The 20959-nt window shown below is 56.7% G+C and carries 18 protein-coding genes; 7 read left to right on the top strand and 11 right to left on the bottom strand.

Features of this window, described 5'->3' with window-relative positions; genetic code table 11:
• Nucleotides 1-37 precede the first annotated feature (37 nt).
• From ACHZBS_RS02260 to ACHZBS_RS02220, 9 genes are all read right to left on the bottom strand, one after another.
• A complete protein-coding gene (locus ACHZBS_RS02260) occupies nt 38-1117 on the bottom strand; it encodes an iron-containing alcohol dehydrogenase family protein (protein WP_319404906.1) in 1080 nt (359 codons plus the stop codon).
• Nucleotides 1118-1131: 14 nt separating this feature from the next.
• Complete coding sequence (locus ACHZBS_RS02255) at nt 1132-2325, bottom strand: DegT/DnrJ/EryC1/StrS family aminotransferase (protein ID WP_319404905.1); 1194 nt, start codon at nt 2323-2325, stop codon at nt 1132-1134.
• A gap of 10 nt (nt 2326-2335) precedes the next feature.
• Nucleotides 2336-3727 carry a penicillin-binding transpeptidase domain-containing protein gene (locus tag ACHZBS_RS02250; RefSeq protein WP_319404904.1) on the bottom strand — a complete coding sequence of 464 codons (1392 nt, stop codon included), beginning with the start codon at nt 3725-3727 and terminating at the stop codon, nt 2336-2338.
• A gap of 27 nt (nt 3728-3754) precedes the next feature.
• Nucleotides 3755-5674 carry a methionine--tRNA ligase gene (metG, locus tag ACHZBS_RS02245; RefSeq protein WP_319404903.1) on the bottom strand — a complete coding sequence of 640 codons (1920 nt, stop codon included), beginning with the start codon at nt 5672-5674 and terminating at the stop codon, nt 3755-3757.
• A gap of 3 nt (nt 5675-5677) precedes the next feature.
• A complete protein-coding gene (locus ACHZBS_RS02240) occupies nt 5678-6484 on the bottom strand; it encodes a stage 0 sporulation family protein (protein ID WP_319404902.1) in 807 nt (268 codons plus the stop codon).
• Nucleotides 6485-6548: 64 nt separating this feature from the next.
• Complete coding sequence (gene holB / locus ACHZBS_RS02235) at nt 6549-7577, bottom strand: DNA polymerase III subunit delta' (RefSeq protein WP_319404901.1); 1029 nt, start codon at nt 7575-7577, stop codon at nt 6549-6551.
• A 99-nt stretch (nt 7578-7676) separates the two neighbouring features.
• On the bottom strand, nt 7677-7952 hold the full coding sequence (locus ACHZBS_RS02230; protein WP_319404900.1) for an HU family DNA-binding protein: 276 nt from the start codon (nt 7950-7952) through the stop codon (nt 7677-7679).
• 80 nt (nt 7953-8032) lie between these two features.
• On the bottom strand, nt 8033-8560 hold the full coding sequence (locus ACHZBS_RS02225; RefSeq protein ID WP_319404899.1) for a UpxY family transcription antiterminator: 528 nt from the start codon (nt 8558-8560) through the stop codon (nt 8033-8035).
• A 130-nt stretch (nt 8561-8690) separates the two neighbouring features.
• The gene (locus ACHZBS_RS02220; protein WP_319404898.1) at nt 8691-10997 is read right to left on the bottom strand and encodes an LPS assembly protein LptD; all 2307 of its coding nucleotides are present in this window, start codon (nt 10995-10997) and stop codon (nt 8691-8693) included.
• Nucleotides 10998-11218: 221 nt separating this feature from the next.
• Here ACHZBS_RS02220 and surE point away from each other — a divergent pair, with 221 nt between their 5' ends.
• The 7 genes from surE to ACHZBS_RS02185 all read left to right on the top strand — a co-directional run bounded on the left by surE (nt 11219) and on the right by ACHZBS_RS02185 (nt 18081).
• Nucleotides 11219-11983, top strand: coding sequence for a 5'/3'-nucleotidase SurE (surE, locus tag ACHZBS_RS02215; RefSeq protein ID WP_319404897.1), 765 nt, complete (start codon nt 11219-11221; stop codon nt 11981-11983).
• Between the two features lie 44 nt (nt 11984-12027).
• Nucleotides 12028-12990, top strand: coding sequence for an HD domain-containing protein (locus ACHZBS_RS02210; RefSeq protein WP_319404896.1), 963 nt, complete (start codon nt 12028-12030; stop codon nt 12988-12990).
• Between the two features lie 6 nt (nt 12991-12996).
• Nucleotides 12997-13641 (top strand): dTMP kinase, encoded by a 645-nt coding sequence (tmk, locus tag ACHZBS_RS02205; RefSeq protein WP_319404895.1) that lies wholly within the window; start codon nt 12997-12999, stop codon nt 13639-13641.
• 103 nt (nt 13642-13744) lie between these two features.
• Nucleotides 13745-16027: a cysteine--tRNA ligase gene (gene cysS, locus ACHZBS_RS02200; protein ID WP_319404894.1), complete on the top strand. Its 2283-nt coding sequence runs from the start codon at nt 13745-13747 to the stop codon at nt 16025-16027.
• Between the two features lie 59 nt (nt 16028-16086).
• The gene (locus ACHZBS_RS02195) at nt 16087-17094 is read left to right on the top strand and encodes a hypothetical protein (protein ID WP_319404893.1); all 1008 of its coding nucleotides are present in this window, start codon (nt 16087-16089) and stop codon (nt 17092-17094) included.
• A gap of 184 nt (nt 17095-17278) precedes the next feature.
• Nucleotides 17279-17467: a ferredoxin gene (locus ACHZBS_RS02190; RefSeq protein ID WP_319404892.1), complete on the top strand. Its 189-nt coding sequence runs from the start codon at nt 17279-17281 to the stop codon at nt 17465-17467.
• A gap of 110 nt (nt 17468-17577) precedes the next feature.
• Nucleotides 17578-18081 carry an MGMT family protein gene (locus ACHZBS_RS02185; RefSeq protein WP_319404891.1) on the top strand — a complete coding sequence of 168 codons (504 nt, stop codon included), beginning with the start codon at nt 17578-17580 and terminating at the stop codon, nt 18079-18081.
• Nucleotides 18082-18406: 325 nt separating this feature from the next.
• Here the strand turns inward: ACHZBS_RS02185 and ACHZBS_RS02180 are convergent, their stop codons facing one another.
• A complete protein-coding gene (locus tag ACHZBS_RS02180; RefSeq protein ID WP_319404890.1) occupies nt 18407-19228 on the bottom strand; it encodes a 4Fe-4S dicluster domain-containing protein in 822 nt (273 codons plus the stop codon).
• A 321-nt stretch (nt 19229-19549) separates the two neighbouring features.
• Nucleotides 19550-20950, bottom strand: a complete 1401-nt coding sequence (locus tag ACHZBS_RS02175; protein ID WP_319404889.1) for a S8 family serine peptidase — start codon at nt 20948-20950, stop codon at nt 19550-19552.
• Nucleotides 20951-20959 lie beyond the last annotated feature (9 nt).

The raw sequence follows: 20959 nt of genomic DNA, 5'->3' as shown, positions 1-20959 counted from the left end.
TTATTGATTGCGGACTCCGGCGGAGCCGGATGGGCGGTTACATGTTCAGGTAGAGCGCCCTGATCTTTTCCCGGGTCATGACGGCTTTCCAGTCCTTGCCCAATGCATTCTCCCATAAGGGCTCCAATACCAGGGACACGTCAACCATTTTTTCCATCTGGGTCTCGGTAATGCCGGCGGTCAGATGGCGCGGCAGACCAATGCCCAGTCGCGCCATCATCTGCCGGAATTCCCTGACCCCTTCGGGGTAATACTCTTCAAGGGTGTCGAAAACCACACAATTGCCCAGGCCGTGATGCAGTCCCAGCACAAAGGCGAGCCCGTAAGAGAGGGCGTGGCAGATACCTACCTGCGAGTAGGCGATGCTCATGCCGCCGCAGTAGGAGGCCATCATCAGCCGGTCGTCGGCGTCATCCGGGTCGGTCAGAAACACGTCCCGGCAAAGGTCCATGGACTTTTCGCCATAGGCCTGTGAGAAACTGTTGAGATAAGTGCCCTCCAGGGATTCCACGCAGTGGATGTAGCAATCCATGCCGGTATAGAATCGCTGTGGGTTGGGGGCATTGGCGATCATCTCCGGGTCCAGAATGATCTGGTCGAAGACGGTATGGTCGGAATTGATGCCCAGTTTTTTCTGGGGGCCGGTGAGTACCGTGGTGCGGGAGACCTCGGCACCGGTACCGGACAAGGTGGGCACGGCAGCGTGGTACACAGCCGGTTTTTTGATCAGGTCCCATCCCTGGTAGTCGGCGGCCGATCCCCGGTTGGTAAGCATGAGGGAGACGGCCTTGGCCAAATCCATGGTACTTCCACCGCCGATGCCGATCACTCCCGAGGGGTGGCTGTCCTTCTTGCCGGCCATGTGTTCTTTGACCTGCATGGTGAGTTGATCCACATAGACGGTTTTGGGCTCATCATCGACGTTGACCCAGATCAGCATGTCGTCGGCATTCATGGGCAGGCGGTTCTTCAGTTCACCCTTTTCGAATACGTCGTCCACCAGAAACACCATGACCGATTCGCTGCCCAGCCGCTTTTCCTGGAGAATATCCCCCAGCTGCGAGAAGCACCCTCGGCCGAAGACCACCTTCGAGACCATTTTAAAATTGCGAAACATATTGATTTCCTTTTTCAAATAAGGGTCTTGAGCGCTTTCACCGTCGCTTGGGTGCGTTGATCCAGCTGCTCCTGTGTCCATCCCAGCTTGATCTGCATTGAGATGGCCCGTTGCATGATGGCATCGGATCCGGGCATGGAGAGGGTGCGGTAGTCCGGGCAATTGGCCAGTGTCTGAACGGCCAATCGTGCCGAGGCCTGCATGGCATGCAGATGATTCCATTTGCGGATGTAGTGCCACTTGTTGTCAAACCAGTGAAAGCAGCCGTCCACGCCTTGCGCGGCCAGGGACTTGACGGCCTGCCGGGCGGTCTCCACGTCGGGCAGGAAAAACGTGAGAAAGGTTGCCGAGTCTCCCTCGGGATCCGGCAGCTGACGGAAAGCGATCCCGGGAATGGCTGCCATGGCCGATTTGATGGCCGATTTGTTGCGACGCTGGGTTTCAAGGATCCAGTCCAGCTTTCTCAACTGGGCCACACCCACGGCGGCGTTGAGTTCACTGATCCGGAAGTTGGCGCCGAGGATCAGGTGCTCTTCGGCCCCCCGGTCATTGCCGATGTGGTCGTGGCCGTGGTCGGCATAGGCATCGGCGGCTATATAGACATTCCTGTCGTTGGTGACCACGGCACCCCCTTCACCGCAGGTGATGGTCTTTACCGGGTCGAAGGAGAAGCAGCCGGCTTTGCCGAAGCTGCCCAGGGCTTTGCCTTGGTAGCTGGCTCCGACGCTCTGACAGGCGTCTTCCAGCAGGATCAGCCCCTTCCGGTCGCAAATGGTCTTGATTTCGTCAATGCGGGCCATGGCCCCGCACATATGAACGGGAACGACGGCTTTGGTGGCCGGGGTCAGGGCGGCTTCCAGTCCTTCCGGCGAGAGGCACAGTGTCTCGTCGATATCGGCAAACACCGGCACGGCCCCGGCCATGAGTACCGATTCGATGGTGGCTACGAAGGTGAAGGGGGGAACGATTACCTCGTCGCCGGCACCAATGCCGCAGGCGGCCAAGGCCGTGGACAGGGCTGCCGTGCCGCTGGCGCAAAGGTGGGCGTATTTCAGGCCTAAACGTCGGGCCAGTTCCGTCTCAAACGTTTTGGCTTTCCAGTGCCCCTTGCGGGCCCCATCGAAGCCATAGCGGAACAGGACTCCAGTTTCCAACACATCGTTGACCTGTTCGCATTCTTCTTCGCCGAATATCTCAAAACCGGGCATACTTGCCTCCTTATCCGCGGGAATTATTCCCTGCCTGCTCTTTTTTGGCAAAATAGTCCTTGAAATAGTGTTCGATGGCCATCCGGGCATACTGTCCGGCCCGGATGCCGATATAATCTTCATGGGCCACCATTACCGCGACCACTATTTTTTCGGACCCTTTTTTTTCCGTGGCAAATCCCACGAACCAGTCGAAGCGGGCATCATGGGCCCGGTTGTAGATGGAGCCGGTTTTGCCTCCCAGCGTCAGGCGCGACAAGACCTTGCTGCGACCATGTCCGCGAAATATCTTTTTTGCAGTGCCTGAGGCCACGGTGGCAACCATGAGCTGGTTCAACACATCGGCCGTTTTAGGGGATATTGCTTCCGTCAAAAATTGAGGCTCGGTCCGATAAACCGGGTTGCCGTTGTCGTCGATGATCCGGTCCACCAGGGTAGGCTCCACCGGCTTGCCGCCGTTGACCACCGTCGATACGATCACCGCCCCATGGAGGGGGGAAAGTGTCGTGTGGCGGTTGAACCCGCTGGCAATTTCCGCCCGGTGGTAGGATTCGTCATCTACGGCCAGCCGGCTGGTGGGCCAGTGGAGCTCGAAATCGACCTGCCGGTTGAAAGCAAAGGCATTCCCGTAAGCCTCCAGGGTTTCCCGGTTGAGGACCAGTGCCCCGATTTTGCCAAACACCGGATTGACGGACTGGGCAAAGGAATCCCGCAGGGAGATGGAATTGGTGTAGCGGTTGGTCTTGTCCGTCAACTGGCGTTTGTAAAGGGTGTGTTTGTAGCCGTTGAAATTGAACCGGGAGCCGGCGGTATAGCCTTTTTCTTCAACCGCCGCCGCTGCCGTTACGATCTTGAAGAGGCTGGCTGCCGGGTATTCGGCCATCAGGCACGGATCCCGGTCGGGATCGATCTTGTTGAATCCCGCCATGGCCAGAATACGGCCCGTTTCCGGCGCCATGGCCACGATGCCGATATAGCGGGAATTTTCACGGTCCATGCGTTTGAGCAGATACTGCTGAAGTCCCAGATCCAAACTGGTGCTTACCTGGTAGGGGCGGCCGTCGAAGTCGACCTTTATCGGATTCGCCTCCAGGTTGATCAGCCGGGTTTTGCCCAAAAGGATATGGACATCCGCTTTTTCAATCAGGCCCGGGGCCTTTACCGTCTTCTGCGGCGGGACTGACTCTGCAACTGCCGCACCCGTTTCCTTATTGATGCCTGCGGTGAAAACCCATCCGATCCCTGCAAGTACCAGAATCAACAGCCCCGCAACCAGCCACGGTCTGCCGCGGTCCAGCCGAGTTCGTCTGGACGGGAAGTACTGACGCCTGAGGCTTTCCTGGTAGGTTCTCCAGTTGGGCTGGGGTGACGAATGCGTATCACGTTTAAAAAAACGGGTCATTTCCGAAAATTATACCCCCGGGGATGGTCAGCTTAACGGCGTACCGGGCGTGACCGAATGATCCAGTGTCGCCACCGTGACGCCGTCTTCGTCCGTTGCCGCAATGAGCATGCCCTTGGACAACACGCCCATGAGTTTGGCGGGTTTGAGGTTGGCCACAACGATGACCTGTTTACCCACCAGATCTTCTGGGGCGTAGCTGCCGGCGATACCGGAGACGATGGTTCGCGTTTCACCCAGGTCCACCTCCAGCTGAAGCAGTTTTTTGGCGCGGGGGACTGCCTGGGCGGATACGACGGTGGCCACACGCAGGTCTATCTTGGCAAAATCGTCGATGGTGATTTCCGGTTTGATGGGTTTTTCCATGATCGGGAAGGCGGCCTTTTCCACGGGTTGCTGTTTCTTGTCCAGGTCGATGCGGGGAAACAGGGATATGGATTTTCTCAGTTTCACCCCCGGCTTCATCCCTCTCCATGTGGTGAGACGGTCCATTTTGTAAAAACCGTCATCGCCGGTAAATCCCAGGTGTTTTTGCATCTTGGCTGCCGTATCGGGCATCACCGGATAGATCAGGCCGGAGATGATGCGAAGCCCTTCCAGCAGGTTGTAAATTACCGTTTCCAACTGTCTGCGGGTGGCCTTGTTCTTGGCCAGCACCCACGGGGCGGTTACATCCACATACTTGTTCATGTGGGTGATGAACTCCCACACCGCTGCCAGGCCCTTGTGAAAGGCAAACTCTCCCATGCTGGCCGTGTAGGCATCGATGGCGGCCCGGGAATTGTTTTCCAGTCCCAGATCCATTTCCTTTTCCACATCGGGGTCCGGCTCGGGAACCGCGCCGCCGAAATACTTATGGGCCATGGAGAGCACCCGGGAAAAGAGATTGCCCAGGTCATTAGCCAGGTCCGCATTGATGCGTTGGACCAGGGCCTCTTCACTGAAGTTGGAGTCCAGACCGAAAGCCATGTCCCGCATGAGAAAAAAACGGAACGCGTCCAGACCATAAACATCTTTCATCTCAAGGGGCTCCACCACATTGCCGATGCTTTTGGACATCTTGCTCTGGTCTACGTTCCAGTAGCCGTGAACATTCAGGTGCTGGTAAACGGGTATTCCGGCCGCTTTGAGCATGATTGGCCAATAGATTCCGTGGGGTTTGAGGATGTCCTTGGCCACGATGTGCTGGGCCACGGGCCAATAGGTCTTGTACAATTCTCCATCCGGGTAACCCAGCGCCGACACATAGTTGAGCAGGGCATCGAACCACACGTAGGTTACATAGTCGGCGTCAAACGGCAGGTTGATCCCCCATTTTATGCGGGATTTGGGCCGCGAGATGCACAGGTCATCCAAGGGGTCGCGCAAAAATGCCAGGACTTCGTTCCGGTAGCGTTCGGGACGGATAAAGTCGGGATTCTGATTGATGTGGTCGATCAGCCATTGCTGATACCGGCTCATCTTGAAAAAATAGTTGGACTCCTTAATAGTTTCCGGAGGGGTCTGGTGGTCCGGACAACAGCCGTCGACGAGTTCCCGCTCGGTGTAGAACCGTTCGCATCCGAAGCAGTAAAGACCTTCGTATTCGCTGAAATAGATGTCACCGGCATCGTAGATGCGCTGCAGGATGGTCTCCACCACGGCCATATGGGCCGGGTCCGTGGTACGGATGAAGTAATCGTTGGAGATGTTGAGCTCCGGCCACAGCTTCCTGAAAAGGCCGCTGATCTGATCCACGTACTCCCGTGGGGTCCGATTTTCCTTTTTGGCGGCGCGGACGATTTTGTCCCCATGTTCGTCCGTGCCGGTGAGAAAATAGGTCTGGTCGCTTGACATGGCGTGAAACCGCCTGACCACATCCGCTGCAATGGTGGTATAGGCATGGCCCAGGTGGGGTCGGGCGTTCACATAGTATATGGGCGTGGTGATATAAAACGGCGAGGCCATGGTTCATCTCCTGTCGTTGACAATGTCGTCAAGGCTGATCTCCGCTTCACCGCCTTCTTCCATCCGCACTGTCAGGCGGTTGCAGATAACGTTGTGGCGGGTTACCTTTCCCGGGCCGTTCTTGGTGGTTACGATCTTGCCAATTTTGGGAAAGCCTTGTTTCAGTTTGCGGTATGTCTCATTTTCAAAGGTCAGGCAGCACATGAGCCTGCCGCACTGGCCCGAAATTTTGGTAGGGTTCAGAGAGAGCCCCTGCATTTTGGCCATGCGGATGGATACCGGCTCGAACTTTTCCATGAACGATGAGCAGCAGAAGATTCGTCCACAGCGTCCAAGGCCCCCGCACATCTTGGCTTGATTGCGAATGCCCACCTGTCGCATCTCGATGCGGACCTTGAACTGATTGACCAGGATTTTTACCAGTTGCCTGAAGTCCACCCGGCCATCGGCAGTGAAGAAGAAGGTGAGTCGGCTGGCGTCGAAGGTGCTTTCCACAGAGAACAGGTTCATCTTGAGCCCGAGTTCCTTGATGCTTTTCATGCAGAAAGCATGGGCTTCGCGCTCCAGGGACATGTTGTGCGTGACTTGGCTCAAGTCCTTCTCATTGGCTTTGCGAAATATATTTTTCAGCGCCTTGCCGGGTTTGTCCGTCTCTTCCACCAGTTCGGGCGGCGTCTCGACGGTTCCGAATCCCAGACCTTTTTCCGATTCCACGATCACCTGGTCGCCTACGTTGAGGACAAAGGCACCGCAGTTGAAATCGTAAATCTTGCCACCGGTTTTAAACCGGATTCCCACTTTTTTTTTCATGGTTTCTCTTGTGCCCGAACCCAAACCCGGCACAGTATCAGTTTAATTTATTTTTACCGAAGCTTCAGGCCCCTGCCATTCGCAGAACCATGGCGTCCAGTGTCAATCTTGCGTTCGTATTGGATCTCAGTGCCGTCAATGCGAAGTCCACCGCGTCGATCTGTTCGAGCAACTGCTTCGGGCTGACGTGTTTTGCCGCTGCTGAAAGCGCTTCCAACCGATCCTGATTCAAGACCCGCTCCGGGTTTGTCCTGAAGACCAGGATGTCCCGCAACCACAAAGTAATGATTTCCAGGGAATCTTCAATAAGATCCTTTTTCTTTGCCAACATTTCAGACCATGCCAGCCACGCCCGAATTCCCGATGTTCCGGTATTGGCCATTTGGCTTCCCATGGCCTGGATGATCCAGTCCCGTCGGTTCAACCATCGGCTGTCGATCAATTTTTGTGCACGGGTGAAACTGCCGCCGCAGAGGGCGGCAACCGTTTCTACGGTTTCCGGTTTAATTCCGCCCGCCTCAGTCAGCAGGTGTTTAATATCTGCCTCGCGAAGGGGCGAAAAACGGAGGTGCTGGCACCGCGAGACGATGGTGGGCAATAGGTCGGATGTCTGGCGCGCCGTCAGCACCAGCAAGGTTCGGTCCGGGGGCTCTTCCAGGACCTTTAACAGCGCATTGCCCGCTTCCGGATTCAAGGCCTGCGCATCGGCCAGAATGACCACCCGTCGGTTTGCCTCATTGGGCTTCAACGTCAGTGTCTGAAGCAGTTTCCTGATCTGGGCGATTCTGATAACCGACGATAGGGGGGCGACACGGATGATATCTGGGTGATGGTCCCCGGCAATCTTTCTGCAAGGCCCGCAATCTCCGCAGGCATCAATGGCATCGAGATGGGGGCGGTGGGGAATCGCCGATTGCAACGTCAGGCAGTTGCAGGCCATGGCAAATGCCGTGGCCGTTATTTTTTTCCCTACACCATCATTACCGGTAAAGAGCAACGCATGAGGCAGTGTACCGTTGCGGATAAACGTCTTGAGCAACCTGATGGCGTGCTGTTGGCCAACGATGGCGTTAAATACGGTTGCCGTCGTCATTTTCTATGGATCCCGGAAGGTTGAATCGGACCCGCCCCTTTTGGGTCCGGGACCCGTTGCCAAGGGTCCCGTCCGTTCGACGCTGGGTTGGCATGCCGACTATTGATCCACCCGTTCCTTGAGCTCTTTTCCGGCTTTGAAAAAAGGTAGCTTTTTGGGTTTGATGGTGACCTTCTCGCCGGTTTTGGGGTTTCTTCCCGTATAGCTTTTGTACTCTTTCACGAAGAAGCTGCACAGACCGCGAATTTCAACTCGTTCTCCATCGGCCATGGCCTCGGCCATGCTGTCAAAAAAGATCTGGACCACTTTTGCCGCTTCGGATTTGGATATGTCGGCCTTAGTCTTCAAAGCGGAGATGAGTTCCAGTTTGTTCATGTACCCTCCTTCAACAATCGGTAGTGTATACGGGATTGAAAGTGACTCTATAAAATAAAACTTAATAGAAAGTCAAGTAGTTATGATAATATTTCCGGCAGTTTCTCCACATCGGCGGCATCGACGTTGACGGCGGCGAACTGGCCCAGGGCTTCGATGTTGACGATCACCCGACCATCACCGCGGTAGCTTGAAAAAATACCCGTCACACCGGCAAAGGGCCCGTTGACCACCATTACCCGATTCCCTTTCTTAAACCGGGTACCGGTGACCACTTCGCCTTCCGTGGAAACCATGATTTTAAGGGATTCAATCGTTGCATCGGCAATAGGTACCGGTCCCCGGGTACTGCCGATGAGCCGCACCGCCCCCGTGGTTTTCAATATCTCGATGTGTTCATATGGATTCAGATCGGTCCTGACAAAGAGGTAACCGGGGAAGAGGGGTACACGGATCATCTTGTGCCGGTCCCTCCGCCTGCTTTTCACGGTAATCTTGGGCAGGAAGACATCCAGCGTCTTTTTGGCCAGTCCGTCGTTGACCACATTCTCGAAACGGCTTTTTGTGTGAAGCGCATACCAGGCGCGCGTCAGTTTGTCTCCAGCCATGGGGCGTGGTTCCGTATGTTAAAAATGAAGCAACTGATCTGAACACGTCCCGCCAGTTCATCCGATGGGGGATCAGAGGGGGATTCGTGTATCATCCCTGTGGCCAAAAGGCAATTGGCATTCGCATCGGTTAATCGCCGAACCCGCTGATGCCCATCAGGTTGATTGAAAATAAAAATTTATTGTCCTCGCCTTCCATGGCATAGAAAAAATCGACGGACCAGCATTGGGCGGTGTATAGGAAACCGGCTCCCTTGATGATGTCCGTTTCGTCCTTCAGGTTTCGTTCGTATTCACCCCTGGCGGTGAGGTGATCGGTCAGGTTGACGGACAGGGTACTGCGAATGGATTCGTAGTCGTCTTTTTCGTATCGGTGCTCCACCCACAGCCGGTCCCCGCGGTGGTCGGCGACGCCGGCGCCTACATTATGGGATGAAAAATGGGTGTCGTAGGTGTTGTAACTGGCGTCGGCGTCGACAGTTAGATAACGCCCGAAATTAAATTCCAGTTCACCATAGATGTCTGAAAAGGGTTCGGGCCGATCATCCTTGGTCGCTGCGAGGTCATAGCTCTGCTCCAGATAAAATCGGCAAAATCGATTGTAGTCGAAAGGAGTCGGGGTTGGCGGATCACCCCGCCTCTTGTTTTTCAGGCCGGTTTCTTTTTCAGACAGGGAAAAACCGCCGTTTGTGGTGGCGGATTGGACAGGCTTCGTCGTTCGTGCCGTAAAAGTGTTGGTCAGGGAGTAGGTCACCCTGTTTTTTTCATCTATACGATCCAGATCGGAAAAATAAGGCAGGTCCGATTGGTCCTGATCCGGGATGTATTCGTAAACCACCCGCGGTTTGGCGCTGTGGCGGATACGGTCCACGGCAGCTATGGGAGACCCCATAATTTTGGAAAACTCCGTGGACAGGTCCAGACGGGCGTCGTAGATCTGACGATAGCTGGAGTGATCCAAACTGTTGTTTTCCCAGCGGTCCATTACCCAAGCTGTCTGGCGCCAGCCAACCGACGGTTCCACCGACAGGTAGTTTTTCCACCTGAGCGGGAGATAGGCCCTGGGATAAATATCTGACCGATGCCCTCGCTCGCCGTCTTCCCGGTAGAAATAGGAATATTCGGAATCCAGATCCCAGTAAACGCCGGTACCGAAAGCCTGCTGTTTGGTGCCGTTGAATTGGATGGTCGGAAGCTGTTGAAGCGTATCGTCGGACGATTCCCAGCGCCGGTTGGTCACATTGTCGTTCCACAGCAGGTCGCCGTTCAGGGAATAGCGCGACCAGGTTCGATTGATGTTGAGCCGATTGGTACGGATGGTTTCATCGTAAGTGTCCAGGTCCCGACCGAATGACTTCAGAAAGGAATCCCGGGTTTCGTTGAATCCACTGCGTCCGTCCTTGAACTCGTTGAGGTAGTCCTGATCGCTGACGATATCCAGATCCAGTCGCGCCATGGCCCCCCAGGGCAGTTCCTGGTCTTGTTTGGCCCGCAGCCAGTAGCGGTCCGTGTTGGGTCTGTCATAGGCATCGCCGGTATAGCCCCATTTCCGGGTGGCCTCGGGGGTGCCGTCATCGGTTTTACGGTCCTGCAGACCGTCGGCCATGAGGGTCCCATATGAAACGTGGGTCAGGGCATAGCGGTATTCCAGGCCGACTTTGGTGCCTCTTTCTTCCATGTAGTGGGTATACGCGGTTGCATCGGTGCTGTCGTTGATGGCCCAGAAGAGCGGTTGATTCCAGGAAAAGCCCCAGCGGTCCGAATAGCCGGCCTCCGGAATCAGCAGGCCGGTCTGGCGCTTGGTTTTTGCCGGGAACAGGAGGTAGGGGGTATACAGTATCGGTACATCCCGGGCTTTAAGTACGGCGTGGGTGGCGGAGCCGTAGCCCTCGATGGTGACCTTGACCGATCGACCGGTGATGATCCAGTCCGGCCGGTCGCCGTCACAGCTGGTGATGGAGCCCTTTTCCATCCGGTAGGAATTCTTGCCGGTTTTTTCGATGCGCTCGCCGTGGATGTAAAAATGATTCTCCTTCAGGAACACGGTGCCGCCGTGCACCACGCCGGTTTCCTGATCCAGGTTCAACTCCACACGTTCCCCCGTTAGAATATCGTCGCCTACGGTCATCACCACGTGGCCGTCGGCCACGGCGGTCATGGCTTTGTGGTTGAAGGCAACCGCATCGGCCGCCAGTCGGGCGGCCTGCTTTTCGATGATTACATTGCCCCTGGCATGATAAGTGGTGGTTTCGGCGTCGTAGTCGACCGTATCTGCACTGATCTGCCAGGGTACCTTCGGACTGCCGGTGAGTCGGTCCGTTATGGACTCGGCGTGGGCGGCAACAGGCGCCCCCGTCGCTAAGAACCAGAGCGTCCAGCAAAGGATGGTCAGGATCACCGCCGGATAGCTTATTTCGGGAGATGATGGTCTGAACATGGAAGGTCGCATCAATTGAATAAGGGCATAGAGGTTATGGGAAAAGAGGTGGTTTCAGCGTGGATCCTGCGGGGGCGGATGCAGGATAACCGCTTGCACATAAATGAAAAATTCAATATAAAGCTATCCGAATATAAATTGCAACAACAGTTTTAAACATCGGTTGTCGACCGGGGCAAGGCCGGTTCGGGCGGCGATGTTTCAGATAAAAAAGAGTCTTCATGCACGTACTGCTGACCAATGACGACGGCATCCATGCACCGGGATTGTGGGCGTTGCACCGTGCCTTTTCGGCCCGGCACCACGTGACCGTAGTAGCTCCGGATCGTGAACGCAGCGCAGTGGGCCACGGGATTACCCTGCACCAGCCCATCCGTTTCGAAAATACCCGGGTCAACGGCAGCCTGAGCGGTTTTGCCGTCAACGGCACCCCGGCGGACTGTGTGAAACTGGGATTGGCCGAGCTGTTGGACGCCCCCCCCGAGTTGGTTGTCTCCGGTATCAATCCGGGCGCCAACGTGGGCATCAATGTCAACTATTCGGGAACCGTGGCCGCCGCCAAAGAGGCCGCCATGGCCGGCATCCCCGCCATAGCCATATCCATCAATGCCCCCGGTGACCGGCATGTCGATGCCGCAGCCCGTTTTGCCGAATCGCTGTCACTGCAGGTGAAGGGATGGGGGCTCCCGCGGGGGACATTCCTCAACGTCAATTTTCCCGATCTGCCGATAGACGAGATTCGCGGTGTGCGCTGGAGCCGTCAAGGAACCGGGGTTTTTGCCCAGCACTTCGAAAAACGGCGGGATCCGAGGGACCGGGTCTATTACTGGCAAGGATGTGACGGCCAGGCGGCCTACGACCAATCGGATATTGACGGGGCCGCCCTGGGTGAGCGGTATATTTCCATTACCCCCATCAAATGCGACATGACCGATTACGATACCCTGCGGGAACTGGCCCGGCGGGATGTTCCCCTGACCCCTTAGCAAACGGCCGTTTTTTTTTGGAAGGCCGTGAGACGGTGACACCGATGACCAAACGTTTTGTCTCTGAACTTATCGCGGGCAGCGCCATTGACGAGGTGTTTCTGCTGGCCGAGCGCGCCATGGCCCATAAGAAAGACGGGAACCCCTTTTTGAACGTGACCCTGTCGGATCGCACCGGTCAGGTAAAGGGGGTGGTATGGGACCAGGTGGAACGCATCGCTGCCGCGGTCGCCGAAGGTGATTTCGTGCATGTCCGGGCGCAGGTGGGCGAGTATCGGGGCAGCCTCCAGCTGGTGGTCAAGGACATGGCCCGGGTGCCGGCGGACCAGGTGGATGCAGGGGATTTTCTGGCGGCCACTACCCGCGACGTGGGCAAGATGTTCGGCCGGATCAAGGAGATGACTGCCCGGATGCAGACCCCGCATTTGAAGGCACTGTTTGAGGCATTCTGGGCCGATGCGGCGTTTGTGGCCGACTATATCCGGGCGCCGGCGGCCAAGCTCATGCACCACGCCTATATCGGCGGCCTCCTGGAACACACCCTGTCCATGGCCATTTTGTCGGAATTGATTGCCGGTCATTACAGCGGCGTGGACAGGGATATGCTGCTGGCCGGGGTGATCCTTCACGATGTGGGTAAGACCAGAGAATTGGAATATACCCGCCGCATCGATTATACGGATGAAGGCCGGCTGCTCAGCCACATTATCATCGGTCTGTCCATGCTGGATGAAAAACTGAAGCAGGTGCCGGATTTTCCGGACGTCCAGGCCCAACTGCTCAAGCACATGATCGTCAGCCACCACGGTGAGCGGGCTTTCGGTTCCCCCGAACCGCCCAAAACTATCGAAGCGGTCCTGCTCAATTATATTGACGAGATGGATTCCCGGGTGAACAGTATCCGCGAATATGTGGCCCAGGACACGTCGGACGGGTCCTGGACGCCATATCACCGGCTGTTGGAGCGACATTTTTATAAAGGGCCGGGCAGTTCGGATGCGGGATGACCGATTATGTTTATTACTTTAGAAGGCATTGAAGGGTCCGGGAAAACCACCCAGATTCAGATTATCGCCGATTGGCTGAAGACGACCGGCCGTGACTGCCTGACCACCCGGGAGCCCGGCGGTACGCCCATTGGCGGTCAGATTCGTTCCGTCCTGCTCCACCCGGAAAACAGCGATCTGGCCCCTGCGGCAGAACTGCTCCTTTACGTGGCGGACCGGGTCCAGCACTTGGAAACGGTCGTCCGTCCGGCCCTGGCTGCCGGCAGGGTGGTGGTTTGCGACCGCTATTTCGATGCCACTCTCGTCTATCAGGGCTATGCCCGGGGACTGGACAGGGGGATGATCCGCCAGCTCCACCAGCTGGCCTGCAACGGTCTGACACCCGACCTGACCCTGCTGCTGGATCTGGATCCCGAAGCCGGGCTGGCGCGCGCCTGGCAACGGATTGACGCCGATGCCGCCCATGCGAAGGAATCCCGGTTCGAAAAAGAGCGCCTGGCCTTCCATCGGCGGGTGAGGGCGGGATACCTGGATCTGGCCAGGCAGGAACCTGGGCGATTTGTCATCATCGACGCCGCGGTCGACGAGCAGGCGGTGCGTGAGCAGATTGAAGCGGCACTCAAGGCACATTTCAAAGGCAATGCCGGATGAAGTGGGGTATCCGGTCAATATCCGATCGAAATGGATTTATTTTTTATGTTGAATGGGGGGCGATGATCCGTTTTTTTTGCCATTGCAAACGGGACCTTTTGCCATGAACGACAGCATCCTGAATCATATCGGCAATACCCCGCTGGTGGAGATCCGGCGGCTGAACCCCAACCCATCTGTCCGGGTGCTGGCCAAGCTGGAGTACCTCAACCCCGGCGGTTCGATCAAAGACCGCCCGGCGCTGTCCATGATCGAGGAAGGAGAACGGTCGGGTGAACTGAAACCGGGAAAGACGGTGATCGAGGCCACCAGCGGCAACACGGGGATAGGCCTGGCCATGGTCTGCTCGGTCAAGGGCTACCGACTGCTGCTGGCCATGAGTGAAGCGGCCAGTGTGGAGCGGCAGCAGATCCTCAGGGCGCGTGGTGCGGAGATTCTGCTCACGCCGGGTCATCTGGGCACCGACGGTGCCATCGAGGAGGTGTACCGCCTCGCGCGGGAGAATCCCGACGCCTATTTCATGACCGACCAGTACAACAACCCGGCCAACTGGAAGGCCCATTACAATGGCACCGCCGTCGAGATATGGGATCAGACCGGCGGAAAGCTGACCCACATGATAGCCACGATGGGCACCTCGGGAACCCTGATGGGGCTGTCCCGGCGGCTCAAGGAGTTCAATCCCGAGATCCGGATCATCGGCGTGGAGCCTTATCTGGGACACCGGCTGCAAGGGCTGAAAAACATGAAGGAGGCCTACCAGCCGGAAATATTCGAGAAGCGTCTGTTGGATGAAAAGGTCAACGTCGAGGATGAGCCGGCTTTCGAGATGACCCGGCGCCTTGCCCGGGAAGAGGGCCTCATGGTGGGTATGAGCAGCGGCGCAGCCATGGTGGTGGCCGCCGGGGTCGCCGCCTCCTTGGAGCAGGGGACGCTGGTGGTGATCTTTCCCGACGGCGGTGAGCGCTACCTTTCCACCCCGCTCTTTGCCGTTCAGGAGAAGATAGACCTCAAGCTATTCAATACCATGACGCATAAAAAAGAGCCTTTTTTGCCGGTGAATCCGGGGAAGGTGTCCATGTATGCCTGCGGCCCCACGGCCCACGCCCGCATGCACGTGGGGGAGGGTCGCCGCTTTGTCTTCTCCGACCTGCTGGCGCGCTACCTGGCTTACCGGGGATATGCGGTCAAACAGGTGATGAACATCACCGACCTGGACGACAAGACCATCGAGGGGTCCGAGCAGGCCGGCATGTCCCTGAAAGACTTCACCGGCATGCACATCGAATCCTTTCATAAGGATCTAAAATGTTTGGGTATCCAACCGGCCAATCACTACCCCAAGGCCAGCGAACACGCCGACGATATGGTCAACCTGGCCGACCGGCTGGTCAAGAAAGGCTATGCCTACGAGAAGCTGCGTTCCATCTATTTCGACATTTCGCGATTCAAGGCATACGGCCAGTTATCGGGAATCGACCTCAACAAGATCCGCATCGGCGCCACCGTGGACCTGGACGAATACGAAAAGGACAACCCCCGAGATTTCACCCTTCTCAAACGCACCCGGCTGTCGGAACTCAAGCGGGGCATTTACACGCCGACCGACTGGGGCAACATGCGCCCCTCATGGCACCTGCAGTGCGCAGCCATGTCCATGCGGTACCTGGGGGATTTTTACGATATCCACTGCGCCGGCCGAGAACTGGTCTTCCCCCACCACGAGAACGAGATCGCCATTGCCGGTGCCCTGACCGGCAAGACTCTGGCCAAATACTGGGTTCACTGCGACCGCGTACTGGTTGACGGCAAAAAGGTTGACGAAAAGGGAGATGCCCTGACCATTCAGGGCCTGCTGGACATGGGGTACACGGGGCGGGAGATCCGCTACTGGCTGATCTCGGTCAACTATCGCAAACCGGTCCTGTTTTCCGTGGCGCGCCTGAACCGGGTGCGCAAAACCTTAAAGCGCCTGGATGCCTGTATCCGGGCCTTGAAGAACGTCCGCCGCGGAGATTCCTTCGGGGAACTGGACCAGCTCTGCTACGACATCAAAAATGGCTTTACCACCGCCATGGACGACGACCTGAACATCTCCGCCGCCCTGGCTTCCCTCTTCACCGTGGTCAAGCGCATCAACACCCTGATTCTGGAAAGGCATATCGATACCGCCGGGGCTGAAAAAGTGATGGAAACGCTGGCCCGCATCAATACAGTGATGAACATTATCGATTTTGAAGACGAAACTGAAAACCCGGCCGTACAGCAATTGATGGACGAACGGACGCGCGCCCGGCAGGCCAAGGACTGGGTCCTTGCGGACCGGCTGCGCGACCAACTGCTGGAGATGGGGGTGGTCCCTAGAGATGGTCGTGTCCGTCCATGAATGGCATCTTGCGGCCCGGATCCGTGTTTTCACATCTTGATAAATTATTGGAGAAAAACATGACTCCCGCATACCTGCCGTTTACCTATCTGTCTGAATCCACGGCCCGCATGCTGACCGCTCTTGTGGGACCGGTGGTGATTTACCAGCCCTTGAAAACGAACGTCCCCGAAAGTCTGGGTGCATTGGCATCGCTGGATCTCGTTGAGATCCGCATACCGATAATCCGGGATGACGACCGGCTGCGTGCCGCTTTAGCGGAATTCACCGACTGGGCACGGATGAATCCGGGGAAAACCACCCCGGGTGCCGGGTTTTTCAGCCAGCGGCAGGGGGACATTCCTTTTTTCGACGAAACCGCCGTCAACCGGATCCGCTCCGACATTAAACGGTATCGTCAGACCGATCATCCGGCGGATCATGAGGCGGAAAAAACGGAGGCCGAATTCAGCGCCCGACTGTTCCTGGCGCTGGCCCAGGAGAACGATCTGGCCACCGACCGCCTTGAAGATGATCTTCATCGGTTCAAAACGCTGGAAAAGGATTTTCTGGACACCCTGACGGATGCCGACGAGGTGGGTTTCAGCCGTCAGGCGTTCGGTGCGGAGATCTGGCGGGACGATCCAGGTGCAAAGCTGACCATGCAGCGGATTCGTGCCTGGGCGACCCTGGCCGCTGCCGATGATGCGCTGCCGGAACTGTTGATCACCACCAGCCGTGCGGTGATCGACACCCTGCTGGAAATCCATGGCGACGTGCTGTGTCTCGAACGGCTGGCCGACATTCGACTGCCCATCCCATCGGCCGGCACAGCTATGGTATTAGGCCGTGTGCTGGCCGATCTGGCTGCCCGGGAATCCTCACCATCGGCTGCCCTTTCTCCCTTCGTATCGATGGCTGCGGGTATGGAATCCGAGCCGGCCGCGACAGTCACCCTTTTTGCTGCCGCGAATCGGACACCCTCAAGCGTCGTCCGGCGTCTGGCCCCTGCAACCGCCGGAGGGTCGGGTGAAAATGAAAAACCGGAATCGGTTTGCCATACCCTGTTTGTCCTGGTGGAAAGTTGATTTTGACATTGAGGAAATGCCCTACTGGCGGGGAATTGGGGGCCTTTCGGCGGGGCGCTGAAAAAAACGGCTTCAACGCTTGACTGGGTGTTTTATTTGGTATAAGCCCTTTTCCATCACAAAGAGAAAAACTGTTGATAATTGGATCAACACGATTAGAACCTATTGAAAGGAGGCTTTTAAAATGGCTTTTACCCCGACCGTTGATGAGACCAAATGCGTTGGCTGCGAAGAATGCGTCGATGTTTGTCCTGTGGAAGTATTTGAGATGCAGGACGAAAAATCCGTTCCCGTGAACGCGGAAGAGTGCCTCGGCTGCGAAAGCTGCGTGGAAGTGTGCGAAGAGAGCGCCATCACCGTCGAAGAAACCTAATCAGTGACGGTGTCAACGACGTTCCAACCCCTGACGGATTCATCCTTCAGGGGTTTTTTATCCCCCTTGCATCCGAACACCCCATTCATCAGCATGGCCGGGAATCTGTCATGAACCGCTATCGGATCGTCGAAACCGCATTTGGCTACAGCGCCGTGGCCTTTTCCGTCGAGCCGTTCAAATTGGTTGAGATCAGACTTCCCACGTCCGGTTTCGACGAACTGTGCCGGCCATTTGACGAAGCATATTGGGGAATCGACAACAACCACCCGAAAGCATTCGAAATTGGTTCTATCCTGGTTCAATATTTCAACGGGGAAAAAATCGACATCCCCTGGCCGGTGATGGATCTTTCCCGTTTCACTTCCGCCCAACAGGCCGTCTATCGTACGGTGGCCAAGATCCCCTACGGCCGGACGGCATCCTACGGCCAGGTGGCGAGGATGGCCGGGCTTCCCCGAGCCGCCCGGTTCGTGGGCACCACCATGGCCAACAATCCCTACCCGGTTTTCATCCCCTGCCATCGGGTGATCAGAAGCGACGGGACCTCCGGTGGATTTGGCGGCGGAACCCCCCTTAAGGAGAGGATGCTGGCCCTCGAGGCCGCCTCCTGATTATTGAGTCGCAGGCAAGAAGACTCAATCCGGGCGTCACCTGCCATACTGGCGTGTCATTCCCTCGAGAGTTATAATCGGTTCAAACCCAGGGCGGGGGGCTCCCATTTTATTCATAACCGAAATACATTCCTACCTTTTTCATGGTCTTCCATTTGATTGTGTCTCTTCAGCAAGGGGTTGTGAGAACGCCAAGGCGCATTTTCCCATTTCCTTTTGGAAGCTGCGATATCTGCCTCCACAAGGGTCCCCACATGCGCTTTTACACCGAGTTCCTTCCTAAACCCCTAAAATATTCCGCATGGCCGCTTCGACACGGATCGCTTCAAGTTACATCCACCAGATTTTCAATCATATCGATTGCCGATGAAATGCGATTGGGGTTATCGATTTTGAGTTCGATGGCGTTTTTTGGACAAACCGCCACGCAACGGCCGCATCCTCGGCAGTCGTCGCTGATTACCGCCTGTTTGCCATTCAGACGGATGGCGTTCACAAAACAGACATTTTTTGTACAGGTGCCGCATCCGATGCAAGCGTCGGTCACGGTTACGGCTACACCCGGCATGCGATTTACCTTCGAACCGATGCGGGTGTTGATCTCCGGGAGCATTTTCCAGAGACAGCAGCAGGGGCAGCAGTTGCAGACGGTTAGCAGCTTTTTCCCGGGTCCGACATTCAGCCAGACCGTATCCAGCTTGTTGCGTCCGATCAGATGCACCAGGCCGGCTTCACGGCATCGGGCGGCGTGTTCGAGCGTTTCTTCGACGGTCGCCTTGCGGCCGAACTTGGGATTGATGCCCATGGCGGCCTCCCCTAAAAAGATACAGCCGAGATCGACGGGGTAATCTTCACACTGGGTTGAGTCCCGGCAGATACAGAAGTTCATGATCCAGTGATAGCTGGCCTGACGGATAAAATGCTCCAGGACCTGAGAGGGCAGCACCGTATCCTCCCTGGAATTTAGGGGCGCGTTCACCGGAATGGAAATCGCCTTGTCCTTGGGCAGGTAGATGATATCGTCATCTTCAAAAAACAAATACTCGATGAGACGGCCGAGGACGGGATATCGTGAAAGCCTGGACCAGAAGAACCTCTGAGAAAATGTCTTGTTGATTAGTGTTTTAATGAAATATGGACCGCCCATTGCGCCTTCTTCCTTGTGTCTGTGGCAGGCTCGACAATCGATTCAGGTTCGTGTCAGGTGCGATTGGGTTGTTGCGGCCGCAATCGGCAATGCGTCCGATGATCGTATCGATCAGGCCGTCGATCAGTTCCGACGGTTGGGCGTTGATCTCCTGAAAAAAGGTTCTGGTTCCTGGGGGGTGATATCGTTGATCACCCTGGCATCCGGGAATAGCCTGGTGGCCGGCATCACCGCGTTGAAGCCAATGGCCTATCCAAAGCGGAAGCCGATCAATTGAAATGGTCGTTATGCTGCCGTTATCCCCCCTCCATTTTATTCGGCTCACTTTCCTTTACCGAGAATCCTCAAAATGGTCGCCCGATCGGCATCGGGGTTCTGGTTTAAAATGGCCGCTACCCGGCGGGCGATGTAGGCGGTGGCGATGGAGGTGCCGGCATAGGTGCCCGGATCGCCCTTGTATCCCACCGGCAGATCGGCCATGCCTGGTGCGGATACGGCCACGAAATCCCCATAGTTGGACTGGTCCCATGTATCGCCGTTGGGGTCCAGCGCCCCCACGCCGATCACGTTGTCATAGGCGGCCGGATAGACCGGGTTCCCCGTGGGGGCGTTGCCCGCGGCCGCGACCAGGATCAACCCCTTGGCAGCGGCATAGCGAACGGCAGACGCCAGCAACGTGCTGGACGTTTCCGATCCCCAACTTAAGCTCAGGACCCGGGAACCGTTTTCGATGGCGTAGTCGATGCCGCGCATCAGCGTGTAGGTGGAAGTAAATCCGTTGTCGTCAAAGGCACGGATGGCGACCACCGGGCTGCCGGCGGGCGTGATCGATCCGGCTCCCAGGGGGTTGACCGCGCCCGCGGCAATCAGCGTCATCTGGGTGCCGTGGCCTAATTCGTCACCGACCTCGGCGCCTGGCGAGACGGCATCGTAGGCTGACTGGACAAAGGGGCTGGCTTTATAATCGGAAAGCAGGCCGCTGTCCAGCACCGCTATGATCGTGTTGCCGTTTTTCGGGGAATCCACGGGCGGAGGCAATGACGCTCCTGTCCCGCCGATTGCGGGGCTGCCGCCTTCCAGGGGATAGGCGTAGTCCGGTTCGGCGGTTTGGACCCCCGGGGTGCTGGCGATCGTTTCGGTGATCGCCTGTACATCACTGCCGTGGGGCAGGCGCAGACGGACGATGCCCAAAGGGGCATAGGCGTCGATGATGGCAGCGCCCAACTGATCCAGCAGCGCAGCAAGGGTTTCTTCCGTGATAGTGGGAGCCAGCCGGAGCAGCAGGATATCCTTCACGAAATAGGTGCCGTCGCCATTGTTGACCACGGTCAGGTTTGCGCCTTTTTTTAAGGGCCGGACGAGCGCTTCCTGGCCTTTGTAAAAGATGCGGATTTCCCGGAGCCGGGGTTCATTGGCTGTGGAGGACTTGTCCTTTTTCCAGATGAGGGCGTAGTCCACCGATCTCAGGATGCCGGCCATGGCGGCGCCGATAGGCCGATTATTGAACGCTGCCGTGATTTTCGGATTGATACGCGGATCGATGCGGATGCGGATGCCCTGTTCCGACAGCGATCCCAGAATCTTTGAAAGTTCCTCATTCTGTGCGTTCAGGGTCAGCCGATCGCCGTTGACCCGCACAACGGATTCCGCTGCCTGCGCTGAAAGAGGGCTCAGCAACAGACAGAGCAGGAGAAAAATACTATTTTTTTTGATTCTTTTCATCTTGCATGT

The organism is uncultured Desulfosarcina sp. (assembly GCF_963664155.2).
Taxonomy (GTDB): domain Bacteria; phylum Desulfobacterota; class Desulfobacteria; order Desulfobacterales; family Desulfosarcinaceae; genus Desulfosarcina.
This window is presented reverse-complemented; position numbering and strand designations above follow the sequence as displayed.

Coding starts and splice junctions, on each gene's coding strand:
- ACHZBS_RS02260 (WP_319404906.1), bottom strand. CDS start 1,117: ATGTTTCGCAATTTTAAAATGGTCTCGAAGGTGGTCTTCGGCCGAGGG.
- ACHZBS_RS02175 (WP_319404889.1), bottom strand. CDS start 20,950: ATGAAAAGAATCAAAAAAAATAGTATTTTTCTCCTGCTCTGTCTGTTG.
- ACHZBS_RS02195 (WP_319404893.1), top strand. CDS start 16,087: ATGACTCCCGCATACCTGCCGTTTACCTATCTGTCTGAATCCACGGCC.
- ACHZBS_RS02255 (WP_319404905.1), bottom strand. CDS start 2,325: ATGCCCGGTTTTGAGATATTCGGCGAAGAAGAATGCGAACAGGTCAAC.
- ACHZBS_RS02210 (WP_319404896.1), top strand. CDS start 12,028: ATGACCAAACGTTTTGTCTCTGAACTTATCGCGGGCAGCGCCATTGAC.
- ACHZBS_RS02230 (WP_319404900.1), bottom strand. CDS start 7,952: ATGAACAAACTGGAACTCATCTCCGCTTTGAAGACTAAGGCCGACATA.
- ACHZBS_RS02220 (WP_319404898.1), bottom strand. CDS start 10,997: ATGTTCAGACCATCATCTCCCGAAATAAGCTATCCGGCGGTGATCCTG.
- ACHZBS_RS02225 (WP_319404899.1), bottom strand. CDS start 8,560: ATGGCTGGAGACAAACTGACGCGCGCCTGGTATGCGCTTCACACAAAA.
- cysS (WP_319404894.1), top strand. CDS start 13,745: ATGAACGACAGCATCCTGAATCATATCGGCAATACCCCGCTGGTGGAG.
- surE (WP_319404897.1), top strand. CDS start 11,219: ATGCACGTACTGCTGACCAATGACGACGGCATCCATGCACCGGGATTG.
- holB (WP_319404901.1), bottom strand. CDS start 7,577: ATGACGACGGCAACCGTATTTAACGCCATCGTTGGCCAACAGCACGCC.
- ACHZBS_RS02240 (WP_319404902.1), bottom strand. CDS start 6,484: ATGAAAAAAAAAGTGGGAATCCGGTTTAAAACCGGTGGCAAGATTTAC.
- ACHZBS_RS02190 (WP_319404892.1), top strand. CDS start 17,279: ATGGCTTTTACCCCGACCGTTGATGAGACCAAATGCGTTGGCTGCGAA.
- ACHZBS_RS02185 (WP_319404891.1), top strand. CDS start 17,578: ATGAACCGCTATCGGATCGTCGAAACCGCATTTGGCTACAGCGCCGTG.
- ACHZBS_RS02250 (WP_319404904.1), bottom strand. CDS start 3,727: ATGACCCGTTTTTTTAAACGTGATACGCATTCGTCACCCCAGCCCAAC.
- ACHZBS_RS02180 (WP_319404890.1), bottom strand. CDS start 19,228: ATGGGCGGTCCATATTTCATTAAAACACTAATCAACAAGACATTTTCT.
- metG (WP_319404903.1), bottom strand. CDS start 5,674: ATGGCCTCGCCGTTTTATATCACCACGCCCATATACTATGTGAACGCC.
- tmk (WP_319404895.1), top strand. CDS start 12,997: ATGTTTATTACTTTAGAAGGCATTGAAGGGTCCGGGAAAACCACCCAG.